Genomic DNA, 19,088 nt, shown 5'->3' with positions numbered 1-19,088 from the left:
GGGGCGGAACCGCGCTCATGACCCTGACGACCGACTGTTCCTCCTGTGAGGACGAGCTGGCCTCCGGCGCTACCTTCTGCGAGGTGTGCGGGCGTAGGCTCGCCGAACCGCCCGTCCCCGAGGTCGCCGCCGAAGCCCCGACGGCGGCCCGCAAGGACTGCATGCGGTGCGGAGCGGCGGGCTCCGTGGGCGACGACGGGTACTGCGAGGAGTGCGGCATGATGGCCGGCCGGTCCCGCGATCATCTGGAGGCCGACGGCGGCGTGTCCGGGGCGGCGGTGAGCGACCGTGGCCGCCGTCACCACCGCAACGAGGACGCCATGTGGCTGGCCGTCGGTGAGGACGCCGCCGACGTGGTGGTCTCCGACGGGGTGTCGGCCTCGTTCGACCCGGACGCCGCCTCCGACATCGCGGTCCGCGCGGCTGGGGAGCTGCTGGCCGGCGCCCGGCACCCGGACGTGCCGTTCGTGGCGGAGAACCCGGACGAGACCGTCGACCTGGAGGGCCTGGAACGGCCGCCGGGCGCGGTCGGCCTGGCCGGCGCGGTCGCGCACGCCATCACCGGGGCGGCCGCTGCGGTCGCCTCGCTGGCGCACACCGGCGACCCGCGCCGCGCCGCCGCGAACCCGGCCTGCACGATCGTGGCCGCCGCGGTCCGTGGCCCGCACGTCGGCTACGGCTGGGTCGGCGACAGCCGGGTCTACTGGCTCGGCCCGGAGGGACCGGCCGAGCAGCTCACCGAGGACGACTCGTGGGCCACCCACGTGATCGCGATGGGCGCCGACCCGGTGAGCGCGATGAACGATCCGAAGGCGCACGCCATCACCGCCTGGCTGGGCGCCGACGCCGGGCCGGTCCGGCCGCGGGTGCGGTCGTTCACCGCGACCGAGCCGGGGCACCTGCTGCTGTGCAGTGACGGCCTGTGGAACTACCTGGTCGACCCGGGCGAGTTCGGCGACCTGGTACGGGAGTGCCTGAAATCGGCGAACAGCCTGCTCGGCGCGGCACGGGCGATGGTCGCGTACGCGAACGCGGCCGGCGGCGCCGACAACATCACGGTCGCGGTGATCCCGGTCCGCCCGGCGGTCACCGAACCGGAACCCGAGACCACCGACCTCGACACCACCAACGCGTAAGGAGTCCCGAGAGTGTCGTACACCGCCGAGGCCTTCCAGAACGAGTACCTCGCCCTGGGTGCGAGCGAAGTCAACGCGATCGTGACCGTCACGTCGACAGGTGGCGAGGGCGGCCGCCGGACCGGTGGCGCGACCGAGATCATCATCGTCGACGCGTCCGGGTCGATGCAGGCCGAAGGCCGGATCGGCGCCGCCCGGCAGGCCGCCAAGGCCGCCGTCGAGTGCATCGACGACGGTGTCAATTTCGCCATCATCGCCGGGGTGAGCACCGCCCAGCAGCTGTTCCCGGCCCCGGGCCAGCTGGCGGTCGCCTCACCGGAGACCCGGGCCGCGGCCGCCCAGTCCATCGACCGGCTACAGGCCAACGGCGGCACCGCGATGGGCGCGTGGCTGCTGCTGGCCGCCCAGCTGTTCGCGCAGCGGCCGGGTGACATCAAGCACGCCATCCTGCTCACCGACGGCGACAACGGCGAGCGGTACGGCTACCTGGACAGCGTCCTCGACCAGATCAAGGAGCAGTTCATCTGCGACTGCCGGGGTGTCGGCGCGAACTGGAAGGTCGCCGAGCTCCGCAAGATCGCCGACAGGATGCTCGGCACGGTGGACATCGTGGCCCGCCCGACCGAGCTGACCGCCTCCTTCCAGCAGATGATCACCGCGGCGATGGGCAAGACCTCGGCCGACGTGCAGCTGAAGGTGTGGACCCCGGTGAACGCCTCGGTCCGTTTCGTCAAGCAGGTCGAGCCGCAGGTCGCCGACCTGACCGGCAAGCGGGTCGAGGACGGGCCGCGGGCCGGCCGTTACCCGCTCGGCTCGTGGGGCCAGGAGAGCCGTGACTACCACATCTGCGTGGACGTGCCGGCCGGCGCGTCCGGCGACGAGATGCTGGCGGCCCGGGTGCACATCATGGAGGGCGACACCGAGCACGCCCGCGGCCTGATCCGGGCGGTGTGGACGGACGACACCGCCCTGTCCACCCGGATCAACCGGCAGGTCGCCCACTACACCGGGCAGGCCGAGCTGGCCGACGCGATCCAGGCCGGCCTGGCCGCGCGGGAGGCCGGCGACGACCGGACCGCGACCATCAAGTTCGGCCGGGCCGCGCAGCTCGCCCACGCCAGCGGCAACAAGGCGACCGAGGAGCTGCTGGCCAAGGTGGTCGAGATCGAGGACCCGGTGACCGGCACGGTCCGGTTGCGCCGCAAGGTGGCGGCCGAGGACGAGATGGCCCTGGACACCCGCTCGACGAAGACCGTGCGGGTGGGGCGCGGCCAGTGATGTACACCTGCCCGAAGGGTCACGCCTCGGCCGAGGGCGACTTCTGCGACACGTGCGGGACACGCATCGACGGCGCTGTCCCGACCGTGCCGCTGGTCACCGTCCCGGCCGGCGAGCAGACCGCCGCACCGGTCAAGGAGAAGTGCCCGAACTGCGGTTATCCACGCAGCGGCCCGTTCCGGTTCTGCGAGGACTGCGGGTACGACCACAGCACCGGCCGGGTCCCGCAGATCGACCCGCCGCCGGTGGTGGCGCCGGCCGGCCCGTGGACGGCGACCGTCGTCCCCGACCCGGACTACTTCGCACTCAACGACATCGAGGGCGTGGCCTTCCCGGCCGGGGCGGTCCCGCAGACGATCGAGCTGGCGCCGCCGCAGGTCCGGATCGGGCGGCGCAGCACGTCGAAGGGCACCTCACCGGAGGTGGACCTGGGCGCCGAGCCGTCCGATCCGGGGGTGTCGCACAACCACGCGCTGCTCACGTTCAGCACCGACGGCACGTGGCTGGTGTCCGACGTGGGCTCGTCGAACGGCACCTGGATCAACGACGAGGACCAGCCGCTCGGCTCCGGCCAGTCACGCACCCTGAAGGACGGTGACCAGGTGCACGTCGGCGCCTGGACCACCATCACCCTGCACGCGCCGGTCTAACGGAGCACGGCCAGGGCGGCGTCGCCGATCTCAGCGCTACGGCTGTAGAGCGACGCCCCCGGGCCGGGCGTGGTCCGCCCGTCCAGCCCGCGGTAGTCGCCGCCGGCCTCGGTGACGATCAGCGAGGTGGCCGCGAAGTCCCAGATCTTGCCGCTGGTCTGCACGGCGACGTCCAGGTCGCCGCGGGCCACCAGCAGACCGGGATGCAGCGACCAGGGCCGCTCGTCGGCGACGTCGATGAGGGCGGCGACGTCGTCGCGGTCCCAGTCGGGGACCACGCCGAGACGGCTCGACGCCAGACCGGCGGGGCCGCCGCCGGCGACCGTGATCTTCTGCTCGCCGGTGATCCGGCCGTCGACGACCCCGGCCTGCCGGGCCCCCTCGCCACGCACCGCCCAGAAGATCTGCCCCTGGGCGGGCAGCGCCGCGACCCCGACGGTGACCTCGCCCCGCTCCTCGAGGGCGATCAGCACCAGCCAGCGGTCGTCACCCTCGACGAACAGGTGGGTGCCGTCGATCGGGTCGATGATCCACCGGCGGCCCTCGGCGCCGAGGGTCTCCCCGTGCTCCTCACCGAGGACGGTGTCGGCGGGGCGGGCGCCGGCCAGGACCTCGCGGATCCGGTCCTCGACGGCCCGGTCGGCGGCGGTCACCACGCTGCCGTCCTGTTTCAGCTCGCGGGGCAGGTCAGCGAGGGCCGCGAAGTGCCGCAGCCCCTCGGCGGCGCCGGCGAGCGCGGCGGCATGGGCGATTTCCAGATCATCAACGTAGTCGGCCACGAGCTCCATCCTGCCCGGGGCGCCGCTCGGGGGTGGTCGGCTGAGCCGACAAGTTCATGAGAAAATCACCGCACCCATCGAGGAGTTCGCGTGACCGAGTGCACCGCCCCCGCGGCCGAGGAATCACTGCTCACCGAGTTGCGGCAGGACGGTCCGCCGTCGTTCGGCGCGATGTTCCTGGCGCGCGCCGGCCGTACCCCAGCTGAAGTCGCCTATCGAAGGCTACCGGGAGCCGGCGGCGGACCGTGGGTCCCGCAGACCTGGGCCGAGACCGCGCAAGCGGTCCGTGAGATCGCCGCCGGCCTGATCGCGATGGGCCTGCGATCGCAGGAACGGGTCGCGATCGTCTCGGCCACCCGCGTCGAGTGGATCGAGGCGGACTTCGCGGTGATGTGCGCGGGCGGCGCGACCACCACGGTCTACCCGTCGTCGTCGGCCGACGAGGTGGCGCACATCCTGACCGACTCGGGCAGCCGGTTCGCGTTCGTCGAGGACGAGAAGCACCGGGCCAAGGTGGCGCCGCACGTCGAGCAGGTGATCCTCTTCGGCGAGCTGGCGGAGCTGCGGGCCCGCGGCCGTGACGCCCTCGGCGTCGACGCGCAGCTGGTCGACCGGACGACCGCAGCGGTCCGGCCCGATGACCTGGCGACGCTGATCTACACCTCCGGCACCACGGGCAAGCCCAAGGGCGTGCGGATCGCCCACGGCGCGTGGGTCTATCAGGGGCTCGCGATCCAGGCGATGGGCATCGTGCGGCCCGACGACGTCGGCTATCTGTGGCTGCCGCTGTCGCACGCGTTCGGCAAGGCGCTGCTGGCCTGCCAGCTGTCGGTCGGGTTCGAGTTCGCGGTCGACGGCGACGTCAGCCGGATCGTGCAGCGGCTCGCCGAGGTGCGGCCGACCATCATGCCGGCCGTCCCGAGGATCTTCGAGAAGGTGTATGCGGCGGTCAATGCCACGGTCGGCGGCGGTCTCAAGGGCCGGCTGTTCGCGTGGGCGGTCCGGGCCGGGCACCGCAACCGGCTGGCCGACCGGCTCGTGCTGGCGAAGGTGCGGGCCCGGTTCGGCGGCCGGATGCGCTATTTCATCTCCGGCGCGTCGGCCCTCTCCCCCGACATCGCGGCCTGGTTCGGCGCGATCGGCCTGCCGGTCGCCGAGGGTTACGGCCTGACCGAGTCGTGCGCCACGACGATCTTCAACCGGCCGGACGCCCCGGAGTACGGCACGGTCGGCCGCCCGCTGCCCGGCACCCGGGTGCGGATCGCTGAGGACGGCGAGATCCTGCTGCGCGGCCCCGGCCTGATGAGCGGTTACCACCACCGCGACTCCGGCGACGTGCTGGTCGACGGCTGGCTGCACACCGGCGACATCGGCGAGATCACCGAGCGCGGCTCGCTGCGGATCACCGACCGCAAGAAGGACCTGATCAAAACCTCGAACGGGAAGTACGTGGCGCCGCAGGCGATCGAGACGAGGTTCAAGGCGCTGTGCCCGCTCGCCGGTCACATCGTGGTGCACGGCGACAACCGTAAGTACATCACCGCCCTGATCGACCTGGATCCCGACGAGGCGGCGAAACGGCCCGGCTCGGACGACTACGCCGCGTTCGTGGCCTCATCCGAGGTGCGAGCGGAGATCTCCCGCGCCGTCGACGAGCTGAACGCCGGCCTCAACTCGTGGGAGACGATCAAGAAGTTCGTGATCCTCGACCACCACCTCGACGTGGAGAGCGGCATCCTCACCCCGTCCATGAAGATCCGCCGGCGGGCCGCCGAGGACCGCTACCGGTCGCAATTGGACAGTCTCTATCAGTAGGGTGTGATCATGCATCGCAGCCGCCTCTTCGGGATCTTCATCGACACCCCCTCCGCCGAGACGCCGGCCGCCGCGTCGTTCTGGGCCGGCGCGTTCGGCGCCACCGCCACTCCGGTGCCCGGCGAGGAGGAGTTCATCGCCCTGGTCGGCGCGCTGCCCGGCCTGGCCGTGGACGTGCAGTCGGTCGACGACGCGCCCCGCTACCACGTCGACATGGAGACCGATGACGTGCCGGCCGAGACGGCGCGGCTGCTGGCGCTCGGCGCGACCATGGTCGCCGACCACGGCGGCCACAAGACGTTGCGGGCGCCCGGCGGCCACCTGCTCTGCGTGGTGCCGGTGCAGAGTGATCAACATCTGTTCGAAACCACCGCGCGCACCTGGCCGTCGATCGATTAGGCTCACCGCCGCAAATCGATCATGGGGGAAGTCTTGAAGTCGTACCACCCTGTCCTGGCCGCCGCCACCGTGCTGCTCGCCGCCGGATGCACCACCCCGTCCACTCCGGCGCCGGCCGCCGTTCCGATCGGGTCGCCGTCGGCCACCGTCGAGGCCTCGCCCAGCCCCACCGGGCCGGACGCCCGCGAGCTGCTGCTGGCCGCGCTGGAGAAGTCCAGGAGCACCAGTTACCGCTTCGCCACCAGCGGCGACGTGCCCGACAAGAAGAAGATCACCGGCTCCGGCGTCTACGACCCGAAAGCCAAGCGGATCTCGGTGAAGTACAAGCTGACCGGGGACGGCTCGGCCCAGCGGATCGTGGTCGGCACCGACCTCTACTCCCGCTCCAAGGACGGCGAGACCTGGGTCCACCTCAACCTCAAAAAGATCAAAAAGGATTCACTGTACGCGTACGACATGACCGACCCGACTGGAATGTCGCGTTTCGTGGAAGCGGTGGACACGGTCGCCAGCACCGGGCCGAACACGTACAGCGGCACCCTGGACATCGAAGGCGACCGTTTCAACGAGGGTTTCCTGCCGGTCGGGACCCCGGCGATCTCGGTGCTGTTCGGCGGTAACGCCACCTTCACGGCGACCACCAACCCGGGCGGCTGGGTCACGTCGATCAAGGTGACGCTGAAGGACAGCAAAGGCGCGCTGAACATGACCACCACCTTGAGCGGCCACGGCAAGCCGTCAGGCATCAAGAAGCCCGCAAACTACGGCGAGGCAATGGACTTCTACTACGACTGATTCCCCCGCCCGCCCTCGCCACGGTCGGACCTGTCGGCGCCGGCCAAGACCACGAGCCGTCGCTCACCACCGGAAAACCAGCGCCACAACCGCGGTGAGCGACGGCCGAGACCACCAGCCGTCGCTCACCACCCGAAAACCAGCGCCACAACCGCGCTGAGCGACGGCCGAGACCACCAGCCGTCGCTCACCACCCGAAAACCAGCGCCACAACCGCGCTGAGCGACGGCCAAGACCACCCAATGCCGCTTAGCTTAAGTTGATCAAGGCTGTGAACTGCAGGTTCTCGGCGAGTACCGTCGGCGGCCGGCGCGGCCACAAATTCATGCCGCAGCCGCATGCGTGCAGGTCAAGCCCCCTAGAACCCGAAGTGCGCCCGAGCAAGATCAACTTAAGCTAAGTGGCATTGAAGACCACCAGCCGTCGCTCACCACCCGAAAACCAGCGTCATTACCGCGCTGAGCGACGGCCGGTGGGCATGTGCGGGACGATGTCGCAGCGTCGCCGTGACCGGCACCGATGGACCGGATGCTCTCCAGCCGGTTGGTCAGGGGTCGTCGAAGAGGTCGGCGGCCCGGGTGGCGTGCAGCAGCCAGCGCAGGTGTGGCTGCGGATCGTGCAGATGGCAGGTGGCCTGGCGGGACTCCGCCACCCGCCGGGCCGCCACCAGCATGCGCAGCCCGGCCGCGTCGCAGAAGTCCACTCCGGCCACGTTGATGTGGATCTGCCGGACCGGGTCGCTCAGCCCGATCAGATCGTGCACCCGGGTCAGGTCGTACAGCTGGGTCTGCAACGCGTCCACCGACACCGCGTCGAGGCTGCCGTGCAGGGTGATCAGCAGACGGTCGCCGTCGCGTGCCCCGTCGATCCGGGTCGCTCTCACCAGGGTGCCTCCTCCGGCCGGGAACGGACGATGGCCCACACGAGCTTGCCGCCGCGGGCCGGGAGCGCACCCCACGACGAGGCCGCCGCGCTGACGATCCGCAGGCCGAGGCCACGGTCGGACAGCGACGGCCCGAGCGGCCCCGGAACCGGGTCACGTACCCGGGGCAGCACCGTGTCACCGTCGTAGACGGCCAGATGCAGCGCTGCCCCGGAGCCGGCGCCGCGCACCGACACGATCACCTCGACATCGGTACCCGCGTGCTCGGCGGCATTCACCACCAGCTCGGAAATGACCAGCCTTGCCCGTTCACACAGATGACCGAGACCCCAGCCGGTGCAGGCCTCGGTGACCAGGGAACGGGCCTGCAACGCCGCGCCCGGGTCGGGTGGCAGCGCCAGGTGCATCCGGTCCGGCAGCGGATGCCCGCCGGCGAGCGCGGCCCGGGCCTGCGGAACCGTCGCGTGCAGCACGAGCCAGTCGCGCGCCCCGAGCCGTCGCAGCCGGCGGGCCAGTGGGGTGTTCGCCGGAACGCAGACCGCGATGGCGATCGGCGGTTCCATGGCGGCGCCCTGGGAGCAGGCGGTCAGCCATAGCGGGGCGCTCACCGCGTGTGGGTCGCGGAGGTGCTGGAGGTCGACGATCACCCCGGTGGGATGTTCGGCGAGGCACTTGTCGAGGACCATGCGGGCCTGCGCGGAGAGCCGCCGGTCCCAGCCGCCCCACACCGTGAGCTCGATGACCGCGGTGTCCGCGTCGATGACCGCCAGCACCGAGTCCGCCACCGCGTCACCGGACCACCCGATCAGATGCGGTGAGCCCGCGCTCATGTCCCCTACTCCCGGACCTCCGGTGTCTCGCGGTGCGCCGCGACAACAGTTGAACCCCGTCAATGCCGCCGCCGCAATTCTTGAATCATGCGAATGACAGCGTCAACGGAGATTCACCATCCGCGACGATCGCTCCGGCACCCGGCACCCGTGGCCGCTGCTCACCCCGCAGGACAGACAGCAGCCACGTGGCCCGAGTCACAACGCCGTGAGCAACCGCCGACGCGCCAGCCGATCTTGTGGAGTTCAGCGAGACAGGTGTGCCCCTCGAGTTTCGCCATTTGTGAAGCGACATTGCAGGTCAGGCCCGCAGCCGAAGTGAGTCTTGCGTTCGTCCTGGTCAGCGTCATCTCCACCGAACTCCGCAAGATCATCGCGAGGTCTCATGGCCGTGGACGGGGCCGCCCAGGGGTGATGCCGGGAGCGGACTGCCGAGGGCGGGCCCGCCGCCCGCAACGGTGGTCAGCGCACACGTTCGCCTGGGCGCAGCAATGGTCAGCGCACACGTTCGCCGATCGTGTGCGCCTGCTTCGCTCCGACGGGGACAGGCGCACACGTTGTGCCGTCCGTGTGCGCCCATCGTCGTCCCGGCGAGGATGAAATCGCACATTGCAGCATTGTGTGCGCTGGTCGTCGCACACCGGCCGAACACCGGCGACCACGTCCGGCCGCCCGCCGGCGACCACGCCGACCGAACACCGGCGACAGACGGCGGAAGAGCGACAGCGGAAACGGCAGGGCCAGCGGCGGCGCGCGCCGCCGCTGGCCGAAGACAAGTGGCCGCAGGTCAGAGGGCGCTCTGCAGCGCAAGCACCCCCCGATTGACCGCCGCAATAGCCTTACGCGCCGTCTCCTTGACGCTAGGCGAAGCCGCCGACGCCTCCTTGACCTGGCCGAGCAGATCGAGAACCTGCCGCGCCCACCGGACGAAGTCACCCGCCGGCATGTCGGCGTCGTGATGCCCGCTGGCCAGCACCCGGCCCAGCGGCTCGCCCCGCGCCCACCGGAACATCGGCCAGACGAACCCGGGATCGGGCTCGCGGGTCAGCGACAACCCGTGCTCGCTCTCGTCGGCGGCGATCTCGCCCCACAGCTTGGCGCAGGCGTCGACGGCGGCGCTGATCGGGCCTTTCGGCACCGACGCCCGGTCGTCGCCCTCGCGGCGGGACTCGTAGAGCACCATCGACACGGCAGCGGCCAGCTCGTCGGGGGCCAGACCGTCCCACACCCCCTGGCGCAGGCACTCGGCGACCAGCAGATCGGCCTCCGACCAGATGCGCCCGAGCATCCGGCCGGCCTCGGTCACCTCGCCGTCGGAGGACAGATAGCCGCGTGTGGTCAGCACCGCGCACACCTGGTCGAAGGTGCGGGCCAGCGACCCGGTCCGCCCGGCGACCTTGTCACGCAGCGCGTCGGTGTCACGCTGCAACCGGTGCCGCCGCTCGGCCCAGCGGGCATGATCCTCCCGCTCCGGGCAGGCGTGGCACGGGTGCTGCCGAAGCTGCACCTTGAGCAGGGCCACCTCGGCGTCCTCGCCGGGGTTGGCCCGGCTGCGGCCGTTGCGCCGGCGGTCGGGATGCCGGTCCAGCCCGGTCGCGCTGATCTGGGCGGCCAGGTCGCGGCGGGCGCCGGGCGCACGGTGGTTGAAGTTGCGCGGCACCCGCACCCGGGCCAGCACCTCCACCTCACCGCCGAAGTCGCCGGGGCTGACCCGGCCGGCCCACCGGTCCTGGGTGAGCACCAGCGGCCGTGGCTCACCGAACCCGGCGGCGGCCGGCTCCAGCACCACGGCGAGCCCGGCACGGCGGCCCTGCGGCACCCGGATCACGTCACCGACCCGCAGTTTCTCCAGCGACGAGACGGCGGCCGAACGACGCTGCTGGACGCCCTGGCGGGACAGCGACTTCTCCCGGTCGGCGATGGCCACCCGGAGCCCGAAATACTCGTCGAAGTCGCCGTGATGGCAGGCGGCGTCATCCCCGTACGTCTGCATGGTCTCGACGTTGCGCTGCACCTGCCGGGCCAGACCGACCACCGAGCGGTCCGCCTGGAACTGGGCGAACGAGGACTCCAGCAGCTCCCGCGACTTCTCCGCGCCGACCGTGCCGACCAGGTTGACCGCCATGTTGTACGACGGCCGGAACGACGACCGCAGCGGATAGGTCCGCGTGGAGGCGAGCCCGGCCACGTGCCGCGGGTCGACGTCGGGGCTCCACAGCACCACGGCGTGGCCCTCGATGTCGATGCCCCGGCGCCCGGCCCGGCCGGTCAACTGCGTGTACTCCCCGGGGGTCAGGTCGACGTGTGCTTCACCGTTGAACTTGACCAGCCGCTCCAGCACCACGCAGCGGGCCGGCATGTTGATGCCCAGCGCCAGTGTCTCGGTGGCGAAGACCGCCTTGACCAGGCCTTTGACGAAGCACTCCTCGACCGCCTCCTTGAAGACCGGCAGCATGCCCGCGTGGTGGGCGGCGACGCCCCGCTCCAGGCCGTCGAGCCACTCCCAGTAGCCCAGCACCGACAGGTCGTCGGCCGGCAGGTGCGCCACCTTGGCCGACACGATCCGCCGGATCTCGGCCCGCTCGTCCGGGTCGGTGAGGCGCAGCCCCGCGTTGAGGCACTGCTGGACGGCGGCGTCGCAGCCGGCCCGGCTGAAGATGAACAGGATCGCCGGGAGCAGCCCGGCCCGCTCCAGCCGGTCGACCACCTCGGCCCGGGGTGGCGGCTGCCAGCGCTTGCCGCGCCCGCCGCGCCAGCCGGAGGCGGCCCGGTCGGTGAACTCCATCCGCCGGTCCATCTCGCGCGTGTAGCGCAGCAGCTCGGGGTGGACGTCGTGTTTCTTCGCCGCGTCGGCGTCGTGGAACAGGTCGAACATCCGCCGCCCGACGAGCATGTGCTGCCAGAGCGGGACCGGCCGGTGCTCGCTGACCACGACCTCGGTCTGGCCGCGGACGGTGACCAGCCAGTCGGCGAACTCCTCGTAGTTGCTCACCGTCGCCGACAGCGAGACGAGCGTGACCGAGGCCGGCAGGTGGATGATCACCTCTTCCCAGACCGCGCCCCGGAACCGGTCGGCGAGGTAGTGCACCTCGTCCATCACCACATAGGCCAGGTTGCGCAGCTGGTCGGAGCCGGAGTAGAGCATGTTGCGCAGCACCTCGGTGGTCATCACCACCACCGGGGCGTCGCCGTTGATCACGTTGTCGCCGGTGAGCAGACCGACCTTGTCGGCGCCGTAGCGCGACACCAGGTCGTGGTATTTCTGATTGGACAGCGCCTTGATCGGTGTGGTGTAGAAGCATTTGCGCTGCCCCGAGCGCAGCGCCAGGTGCACCGCGAACTCGCCGACCACGGTCTTGCCGGCGCCGGTCGGCGCACACACCAGCACGCCGCTGCCCCGCTCCAGGACCTCGCACGCCTCACGCTGGAAGTCGTCGAGGTCGAACCCCACGTCGAGCATGAAATCTTCGAGCGCCGGATAGGTGGCGACCCGCGCCGCCCGCCGCTTGGATGCCGAATATTTCTCGGCGGGACTCGTCATGAGCACAAGGCTAGTTCCTGGGTATGACAAAACGCAGCACGGTTATGGGGCCGTCAGGGGCGGCGGCGCGAGTCGGTAAGGTGCACCACGTGCCGCATGCCTCGAATCCCCCAGCCCCACCGGTGCGGCCCGTCGAGGCGGTGCTGTTCGACTTCCACGGCACGCTGGCTCAGGTGGAGGACTCGCTGACCTGGGTTCTCGCCGCGGCGGCCACGTGCGGGGCACAGTTGGACAGGGGTAAGGCGACCATCCTGGCCGACCGTCTGACCACTGCGGGCCGGGCCGGCGGGCCGGTGCCGCACCGGGTTCCACCGCACCTCGCGGAGCACTGGGCCGATCGTGATCTCTACGCGCACAGCCACCGGGCCGCCTACACCGGACTGGCCGCGACCGTGCCGACCGACGTGGAGGGTCTGGCCGACGCGCTGTATGAGAGGTTGCTCGTCCCGGACGGCTGGGTACCGTACCCGGATGCCGAACCGACCCTGCGCAAGCTGCACGAGGCCGGGGTCAGGGTGGCGGTGGTCAGCAACATCGCGTTCGACGTCAGGCCGCTGTTCGCCGCGTGGGGACTGGACGGGCTGGTCGACGCGTTCGCGCTCAGCTACGAGGTCGGGCGGATCAAACCGGACCCGGCGATCTTCTGGCGCGCCTGCGGCATGCTCGGCGTGGACGCGGAGCAGGCGCTGATGGTCGGCGACACCCCGGCCGACGCGGGCGCGGTCAAGGCGGGCTGCGCCGCCTACATCGTGCCGGCCGCCGACGCCGGCAAGCCGAACGGCCTCTCCGCGGTGCTGTCCCTGGCCCTGCCGAATCAGGCGTAACGGTCCAGGACGGTCCCGCGACGGCCCCGCTTCGCCGCCTCCTGGGCGACCGCGGCCGACGACTCGGCCTGGGTGTTGACGGCGGCCTCGGCCATCGCCTTGAAGGCATCCTTGGTGCTTCCCAGCAGCGAGGACGCGTTGCCGAGGATCGAGGTGGCGCGGGTGCCGATCGTGTTCGTCATGCCCTACCGTTCGGCCCGCCCCGGAGAATCTGACCCTCAACTCAACGCAGCAACCGGACCGCACCCGGCACACAGCTCACGTCGAGCGGCAGCGGGCCGAGCCGCTCGCCGTCCGCGTACGAGATGATGCCCTCGGCCTCGATGCGAACCTCGCGCGCCCGCACCACGGTGACCCGCGGATCACGAACGTGGGTGCCGTGGCGCAGCCGCGGCTTGAGCCGCATCAGGTCGAGCCGCCCCAGCGGCGCGGCGAACAGCACGTCGAGCAGCCCGTCGGCGGGGTCCGCGTCGGGCAGCATCCGCATCCCGCCGCCATAACTCGCACAGTTACCCACCGCAACGATCTCCGCCGGGAACGTACGCCGCTCACCATCCAGCGTCAGCGTGTAGGTCCGGGCCCGCACCTTGGCGAGCTCCAGCAGGATCGCCAGGTCATAGCGGCGTGCTCCACGCGGCCGGCGCATCCGGTTGGCCCGCTCGTTGACCAGCGCGTCGAACCCGGCGGCCAGAACCGCACAGAACCACCGTTGCTCACCGTGAGCGTCAAGGGTCCGGGCGAGATCAAACCGGTGGTCCCGGCCATCCCGCAACGCTCCGGCGATCCCTTCGGCCGCTTTCAACCCCTCATGCGGTACGCCCACCGCGCTCGCAAAATCATTGCCGGTGCCGGCCGGAACCACGCCGAACCCGACGTCGCGCCCGGCGACGGACTGCAGGGCCCGGTGCACCGTGCCGTCCCCACCGACCGCGACGACGGCCGCCGCCCCGTCCGCAACCGCAGCGTGACAGGCCTCCTCGGCCTCGTCCCCACTGCCCGCGGTGAGGATCCGCACGTCCCGCCCGGCCGTCCCGAGCGTTTCGACGACCCCGGGAAGCAGACCGCGGTGCCGGCCCTTCCCCGCCGAGGGGTTGGCCAGCACCGCGATGAAATCACTCACGATCCCGAATTAGATCAGGTCATGTCGTCGAATCTGCGCTCGATCGACTGCGGTTTCTCCACCGGGCTGGGCGCGTCGATCGCGGTCGGGGCTTCGATCGGGTCGGAGGCGCCGACCGGCACCCGCTCCTCAGGCAGCTCGGAGATGGTGTCGTCGTCGAGACCGGCGTAGATCTCCTTGCCGCGGCCCTTGCGCTTGTCGTTGAGGAACGCCACCCCGACAGCCATGAAGTAGAGCAGCGACAGGCAGGCGGCCAGCAGCGTCATGCCGAACGGCCCCGGGTCCGGGGTGGCGATCGCGGCGAACGCGAACGACAGGAACACCACGGTCCGCCACCAGCTGAGCAACCGCCGAGCGGTGACCACACCGGTGAAGTTGAGCATGAGCAGGACCAGTGGGAACTCGAACGCCGCCCCGAAGATCATGATCATGCTGGTCACGAAACCGGTGTAGGCCGTGATCTCGAGCTGGGTGGTCTGGCCGACGATGCCGGCCGTCATGATGAACTCGAGGCTGTGCTTGACCACGAAGTAGGCCAGCGTCGCGCCACCCATGAACAGCGGGGCCGCGATCGCGACGAACACATACGCCCACTTGCGCTCGTGGCGGTGCAGGCCGGGGGCGATGAACGCCCACAACTGATAGAGCCAGACCGGAGCTCCGACGATCAGACCCAGCCACAAAGCGATCTTCAGCTTCAGGATTAGCTGGTCGGCCGGTGCCAGGATGAGGAAGTTACAGTCGCCCTGACCGACCTTACCCAGCGTCCATGACGAGTCGAGACCGCAATAGGGCGACTTGAGCAGGTCGAAGGCCCACTCGGAGAGGATGAAGCCGACGATCAGGCCGGCCACGATGCCGAGGGACGCGAAGAACAGCCGGTTACGCAGCTCCCGGACATGCTCGATGAGCGTCATGGAGCCGTCGGAAGCCTGCTGGAACTTGGTGGGTCCCTTGTTCTTACGCAGGCTCAGTGCCATCGGCCCGGGTCAGCGGTCGTTGGTGCGGTGCTGCACCGGGTCGACGAAGGGCTGAGCCGGCGGCGGCTGGTAGCCCTGCGGCGCCTGCTGCTGGTAGCCCTGCGGCGGCGGCGCCTGCTGGTAGCCCGGCTGCTGGTAGGGCTGCTGGACCTCGCCCTGCAGCGGCGTGCGGCTGTGCTGCGGCTCCGCCTTCTCCGCGACGTTGTTGTCGTCGTCGACGAGGCCCTTGGTCTCCGCCTTGATGATCCGCAGCGAGCGGCCGAGGGACCGGGCGGCGTCCGGCAGCCGCTTCGCGCCGAAGAGCAGGATCAGCACAACAACGAGGACGATGATGTGCCATGGCTTGAGGGCGCCCATGGGATGACTCCAGTCGGTCGGATCAGTTTGCGGGGTCCATCGTACGTGTGGATCCTGACGATTTTGCCGTGCGGATCCCTCAGGTTTCTTATGATCTTGGTAAGCCCAGGACAACAGGGCGGTAACTGCCCGTCACCGGCCGCGGCCCGCTTTGATCTCCTCGACCTTCTCCTGAGCACGCTCGGCCCGCTCCTGGAGGCCCTGCACCGTGGCCTGGAGCCGCTCGGCGCTCTGCTGAAGCTGCAGCGCCTCGTCACGGCGCTTCTCCAGCTTGCCCGCGGCCCGGCGCAGCGCCGGCAGCCGGCCCAGCACCCGCGACGCGGCGAAGATCAGGACTAGCAGCGCGATCACCACCACGGCGATCCAGACCCACATCAGCACGCGGCCCACCCTATCGGCCCGCGACCGGGTCGGCTCCGAGCCCGGTCGGCGCGGCGTACTGGTCGAGAGCGGTGGCGGCCTGCGCCCGGATCCGGTCGAGCAGCTCGGGCGGGCCGATCACGGTGACGTCGCGGCCCTGGCCGGTGAGGAAGCGCTGCGCCCAGCCGAGGTCGGTGACCCGCATCGTGACCAGCCACTCGGCGCTGTCCTTGACCACCTCCTCGACCGGGTAGTACTCGGTGATCCACCGGCCGCCGCGGCCCACCCGCAGGGTGACCAGCGGCAGCTCCGGGCCGGGCCGGAAGACGCCGCCGGTGACGTCGTGCGGCACCGCCTCGACAGGTGGCGCGGACGGCTCGTCCAGCTCGGTGAACCCGTCGATCCGGTCGATCCGGAACATCCGGGTCGCCTCGGCCCGGCGGCACCAGGCCTCCAGGTAGTTGAAGCCGCCGACCATCAGCATCCGCATCGGGTCGATGACCCGGTCGGTCGTCTCGTCCCGGGCCGCGGTGTAGTACGTGAGCCGCAGCGCGTGGCCGGAGTCGACGGCGGCACGGACCGCGGCGAGCTTCTTCTGGTTGGCCGGCAGCCGGACCGCGACAGGCGCGTCGGCCAGGTCGCCGGCCGCGCTCTCGATCTTGGCGAGGGCCCGCTCGATGGCGTCGCGGGTGTCGATGCCGGGGGTCTCGGCGAGCATCCGCAGCGCCACCACCAGGGCCAGCGCCTCGTCCGGGTTGAGGCGCAGCGGCTTGTCCATGCCGGCGTCGTGGCTGATCGTCACGTGGTCGCCGTCGATGGCCATGTCGATCAGGTCGCCGGGGCCGTAACCGGGCAGCCCGCACACCCAGAGCAGCTCCAGGTCCTCGCGCAGCTGCTTGTCGGTGACGCCCAGGTCGGCGGCCGCCTCGGAGATCAGGATGCCGGGCCGGGCCAGCAGGTACGGCACCAGGTTGAGCAGCCGCCCGAGCCGGTCCCCGGAGGGTGTCCGCACCGTGCTCATGCCGTGCCTCCCCGGGCGTGCCCACCCGTTCCCGGCCCGCGGCGCCGGCCGGTCATGCCGTCACCGCCGGGATCTCGTGCCTGGTGATGAGTTCCTTGAGGTGCTGGATGACGGCGTCACGCAGCTCGGGCGGGCCGTCGGCGCGGGCATCCGGACCGTACCCGGCGATGCGGGAGGCCAGCCAGTCGGCGTCGCCGTAGACGATGGTCAGGCGATCGCCGTCCGGGCCCGGGGTGATGTCGGCGGCGAGCCGGCGCAGCCCGGCGGCCCGGCCGTGGCGAACCGTGACGGTGGCCCGGCCGTTGCGGGCGATCGGGCCGGACGAGCGGGCCACGTGGCTGATCAGGTCGGCGCCGGCCGGCGGCTCGAAGGCGTCGCCCCGGCCGGTGGCGCGGACGTCGCCGACGATCCGGGACAGCCGGAAGCAGCGGGTGGCGGCCCGGTCACGGTCGTGGCCCACCACATACCACCGGCCGCGCCAGCAGACCACGCCCCACGGCTCGAGACGGCGGGTGCTGGGCTCGTCGACCTCGGGTACCCGGTACTTGAAGGTGACCGCGCGGCGCTCCCGGGCCGCCGAGGTGAGCGGGCCGAACGCCGGATCGACGGTGACCACCGGCTCCACCCCGAGCGTGGCCTGCGGATCCACCTCGACTCCGGCGGCGCGGAGTTTGGCCAGCCCGGACGACGCGGCGGCGGCCAGCCCGGCGTGCTGCCACAATCGGGCGGCGATGCCGACGGCCGCGGCCTCGTCCGGTTCGAGAAGGATGTCGGGCAGCGCGTACTCCCGCTGCGCGATCCGGTAGCCGGGCTCCTGGTCGAAGATGCTGGCCGTCCCGGTCTCCAGCGGCACGCCCAGGTCACGCAGCTCGGCCTTGTCCCGCTCGAACTTGCGCTGGAAGGCCTCATGATCGCGTGGGTCGGACGGGTCGTGCTCGTAACCGGGCACGGTCGCAGCGATCTGCGCGGCGGTGAGGAACCGTCGCGTGGACAGGAGGCAGATGACCAGGTTTACCAGGCGCTCGGTACGAGTGCGCGACACGGCCGCAACGCTAGCAGGCGCCCCGGGGCGACGGTTATCCGTCACTGTGCCGGGGGACGACGGACCCGACCCAGGGGCGGGCGGGCAGCGGCGGATAGGGTCGCGGCCATGGTGCGATGGCGGTCCGGGACGGTCCAGGCGGTACGGCGGAGCTGGCGCGGCGCCGTCGAACTGGACGTGCTCACCGCCGACGGCCCGGTGCGCGCGCTGGCGTACCCCGATCTGGTCGGTGTCCCCGAGCCCGGCGACCGGGTGCTGCTCAACGTGGGCGCGCTGGTGATGGGTCTGGGCACCGGCGGTTACGCGCTGGTGGTGGCGATCCCGGACCGGCTGCCCGCCGACCCGGCCGACGACGGCGCCACCCGCGACGCCGGTCATCTGGTGAAAGCGCGGTACACACCGCTGCAGCCGATCCGGCTCGGCGTCGACGAGGAGGCGTCCCCTCATCGGGCGGTTCTGGCCGCCGCCGAGTCGATCGAGGGCATGCCGGTGGTCACGGCCGATCTGCATTCGGCGCTGCCGGCGATCCTGGCCGGGATCCACGCCGACCGGCCGGCCGCCCGGGTGGCGTATCTGATGACCGACGGCGGGGCGCTGCCGGCCTGGTTCTCCCGCACGCTGGACGGGCTGCACGGCCACCTCGCCGGGACGGTCACCACCGGCCAGGCGTTCGGCGGCGACCTGGAGGCGAGCACGGTGCACACCGGGCTGCTGGCCGCCCGGCACGTGCTGCACGCCGACGTGACCATCGTGGCGCAGGGGCCGGGCAATCTGGGGACCGGCACGACCTGGGGATTCTCCGGGGTGGCGCTGGGTGAGGCGGTCAACGCGATCACCGTGCTCGGCGGGCGGCCGGTCGGCTCGCTACGGATCTCCGACGGCGACGGCCGCGATCGGCACCGCGGAGTCTCACATCACAGCCTCACCGCGTACGGAAGAGTGGCCCTGGTCCCCGCCGACCTCCCGCTGCCGGACCGCCTGCCGCAACCGCTCGCCGCCGAGGTGGAGGCCGCGCTCGCGCCGCTGACCGCGCGGCACCGCATCGTCCGCGTGCCCTCCGACGGTCTGGACGAGGCGCTGCGTGCCTGCCCGGTGCCGCTGTCGACGATGGGCCGCAAGCTGGACCAGGATCACGCCTACTTCCTGACCGCCGCGGCGTCCGGCCGTCACGCGGCGAGCCTGCTGGCCGGGTGACCGGCCACCACACGCCGGTCCTGCCGGCCGGGTGACCGACGGGGCCAGCGGTGACCGGCCGCCACGCGGCGAGCCTGCCGGCCG

19 protein-coding genes are annotated in these 19,088 nt (G+C 71.4%); 8 read left to right on the top strand and 11 right to left on the bottom strand.

Going from position 1 to position 19,088, the window contains the following annotated elements; genetic code table 11:
- Window positions 1-17: 17 nt before the first annotated feature.
- From AB0E94_RS32940 to AB0E94_RS32930, 3 genes are read left to right on the top strand one after another with little or no spacing between them, the layout of a single operon-like run.
- Window positions 18-1,136, top strand: a complete 1,119-nt coding sequence (locus AB0E94_RS32940) for a PP2C family serine/threonine-protein phosphatase (RefSeq protein ID WP_360334398.1) — start codon at window positions 18-20, stop codon at window positions 1,134-1,136.
- Window positions 1,137-1,148: 12 nt separating this feature from the next.
- A complete protein-coding gene (locus AB0E94_RS32935) occupies window positions 1,149-2,414 on the top strand; it encodes a VWA domain-containing protein (protein WP_360334395.1) in 1,266 nt (421 codons plus the stop codon).
- On the top strand, window positions 2,414-3,064 hold the full coding sequence (locus AB0E94_RS32930) for an FHA domain-containing protein (RefSeq protein ID WP_360334393.1): 651 nt from the start codon (window positions 2,414-2,416) through the stop codon (window positions 3,062-3,064). Before AB0E94_RS32935 ends, AB0E94_RS32930 begins: the two co-directional genes overlap by 1 nt.
- Here the strand turns inward: AB0E94_RS32930 and AB0E94_RS32925 are convergent.
- Window positions 3,061-3,843, bottom strand: coding sequence for an inositol monophosphatase (locus AB0E94_RS32925; RefSeq protein ID WP_360334390.1), 783 nt, complete (start codon window positions 3,841-3,843; stop codon window positions 3,061-3,063). The two genes, AB0E94_RS32930 and AB0E94_RS32925, sit on opposite strands and share 4 nt — an antisense overlap.
- Before the next feature lie 90 nt (window positions 3,844-3,933).
- Here AB0E94_RS32925 and AB0E94_RS32920 point away from each other — a divergent pair, with 90 nt between their 5' ends.
- The 3 genes from AB0E94_RS32920 to AB0E94_RS32910 are packed head-to-tail and all read left to right on the top strand — an operon-like array spanning window position 3,934 to window position 6,852.
- Window positions 3,934-5,658 (top strand): long-chain fatty acid--CoA ligase, encoded by a 1,725-nt coding sequence (locus AB0E94_RS32920; RefSeq protein ID WP_360334387.1) that lies wholly within the window; start codon window positions 3,934-3,936, stop codon window positions 5,656-5,658.
- Window positions 5,659-5,667: 9 nt separating this feature from the next.
- On the top strand, window positions 5,668-6,057 hold the full coding sequence (locus AB0E94_RS32915) for a VOC family protein (RefSeq protein ID WP_317792200.1): 390 nt from the start codon (window positions 5,668-5,670) through the stop codon (window positions 6,055-6,057).
- A gap of 33 nt (window positions 6,058-6,090) precedes the next feature.
- Window positions 6,091-6,852, top strand: coding sequence for a hypothetical protein (locus tag AB0E94_RS32910; protein ID WP_360334384.1), 762 nt, complete (start codon window positions 6,091-6,093; stop codon window positions 6,850-6,852).
- A 547-nt stretch (window positions 6,853-7,399) separates the two neighbouring features.
- Here the strand turns inward: AB0E94_RS32910 and AB0E94_RS32905 are convergent.
- The 3 genes from AB0E94_RS32905 to AB0E94_RS32895 all read right to left on the bottom strand — a co-directional run bounded on the left by AB0E94_RS32905 (window position 7,400) and on the right by AB0E94_RS32895 (window position 12,106).
- The gene (locus AB0E94_RS32905; RefSeq protein WP_360334381.1) at window positions 7,400-7,735 is read right to left on the bottom strand and encodes an STAS domain-containing protein; all 336 of its coding nucleotides are present in this window, start codon (window positions 7,733-7,735) and stop codon (window positions 7,400-7,402) included.
- Window positions 7,732-8,565 (bottom strand): ATP-binding protein, encoded by an 834-nt coding sequence (locus AB0E94_RS32900; RefSeq protein ID WP_360334378.1) that lies wholly within the window; start codon window positions 8,563-8,565, stop codon window positions 7,732-7,734. Before AB0E94_RS32900 ends, AB0E94_RS32905 begins: the two co-directional genes overlap by 4 nt.
- Window positions 8,566-9,352: 787 nt before the next feature.
- Window positions 9,353-12,106, bottom strand: a complete 2,754-nt coding sequence (locus AB0E94_RS32895) for a DEAD/DEAH box helicase (RefSeq protein ID WP_360334375.1) — start codon at window positions 12,104-12,106, stop codon at window positions 9,353-9,355.
- 89 nt (window positions 12,107-12,195) lie between these two features.
- On the opposite strand from AB0E94_RS32895, the gene AB0E94_RS32890 reads away from it, so the two are divergent.
- Window positions 12,196-12,930 carry an HAD-IA family hydrolase gene (locus AB0E94_RS32890; RefSeq protein ID WP_360334372.1) on the top strand — a complete coding sequence of 245 codons (735 nt, stop codon included), beginning with the start codon at window positions 12,196-12,198 and terminating at the stop codon, window positions 12,928-12,930.
- On the opposite strand, the gene AB0E94_RS32885 is transcribed toward AB0E94_RS32890, so the two are convergent.
- From AB0E94_RS32885 to AB0E94_RS32855, 7 genes are all read right to left on the bottom strand, one after another.
- Window positions 12,921-13,112, bottom strand: a complete 192-nt coding sequence (locus AB0E94_RS32885) for a hypothetical protein (RefSeq protein ID WP_360334369.1) — start codon at window positions 13,110-13,112, stop codon at window positions 12,921-12,923. The genes AB0E94_RS32890 and AB0E94_RS32885 overlap by 10 nt on opposite strands.
- Before the next feature lie 41 nt (window positions 13,113-13,153).
- Window positions 13,154-14,053 (bottom strand): YegS/Rv2252/BmrU family lipid kinase, encoded by a 900-nt coding sequence (locus tag AB0E94_RS32880; RefSeq protein WP_360334458.1) that lies wholly within the window; start codon window positions 14,051-14,053, stop codon window positions 13,154-13,156.
- Window positions 14,054-14,064: 11 nt separating this feature from the next.
- Window positions 14,065-15,030, bottom strand: a complete 966-nt coding sequence (gene tatC, locus AB0E94_RS32875) for a twin-arginine translocase subunit TatC (protein ID WP_360334366.1) — start codon at window positions 15,028-15,030, stop codon at window positions 14,065-14,067.
- 9 nt (window positions 15,031-15,039) lie between these two features.
- Entirely contained in the window at window positions 15,040-15,387 is a 348-nt protein-coding gene (tatA, locus tag AB0E94_RS32870) for a Sec-independent protein translocase subunit TatA (protein ID WP_360334363.1), read from the bottom strand.
- 132 nt (window positions 15,388-15,519) lie between these two features.
- The gene (locus tag AB0E94_RS32865) at window positions 15,520-15,762 is read right to left on the bottom strand and encodes a hypothetical protein (protein ID WP_360334455.1); all 243 of its coding nucleotides are present in this window, start codon (window positions 15,760-15,762) and stop codon (window positions 15,520-15,522) included.
- Window positions 15,763-15,778: 16 nt separating this feature from the next.
- On the bottom strand, window positions 15,779-16,768 hold the full coding sequence (locus tag AB0E94_RS32860) for a YafY family protein (protein WP_360334360.1): 990 nt from the start codon (window positions 16,766-16,768) through the stop codon (window positions 15,779-15,781).
- A gap of 52 nt (window positions 16,769-16,820) precedes the next feature.
- Window positions 16,821-17,810, bottom strand: coding sequence for a WYL domain-containing protein (locus tag AB0E94_RS32855; protein WP_360334357.1), 990 nt, complete (start codon window positions 17,808-17,810; stop codon window positions 16,821-16,823).
- A 108-nt stretch (window positions 17,811-17,918) separates the two neighbouring features.
- Between AB0E94_RS32855 and AB0E94_RS32850 the strand changes: the two genes are divergently transcribed.
- The gene (locus tag AB0E94_RS32850) at window positions 17,919-19,004 is read left to right on the top strand and encodes a DUF3866 family protein (protein WP_360334354.1); all 1,086 of its coding nucleotides are present in this window, start codon (window positions 17,919-17,921) and stop codon (window positions 19,002-19,004) included.
- The last annotated feature ends 84 nt before the right edge of the window (window positions 19,005-19,088 follow it).

The sequence above is a fragment of the Actinoplanes sp. NPDC026670 genome (assembly GCF_040638175.1).
Classification (GTDB): Bacteria; Actinomycetota; Actinomycetes; order Mycobacteriales; family Micromonosporaceae; genus Actinoplanes.
The sequence above is the reverse complement of the archived record's forward strand: the minus strand, read 5'-3'. Positions and strand labels throughout refer to the sequence as shown.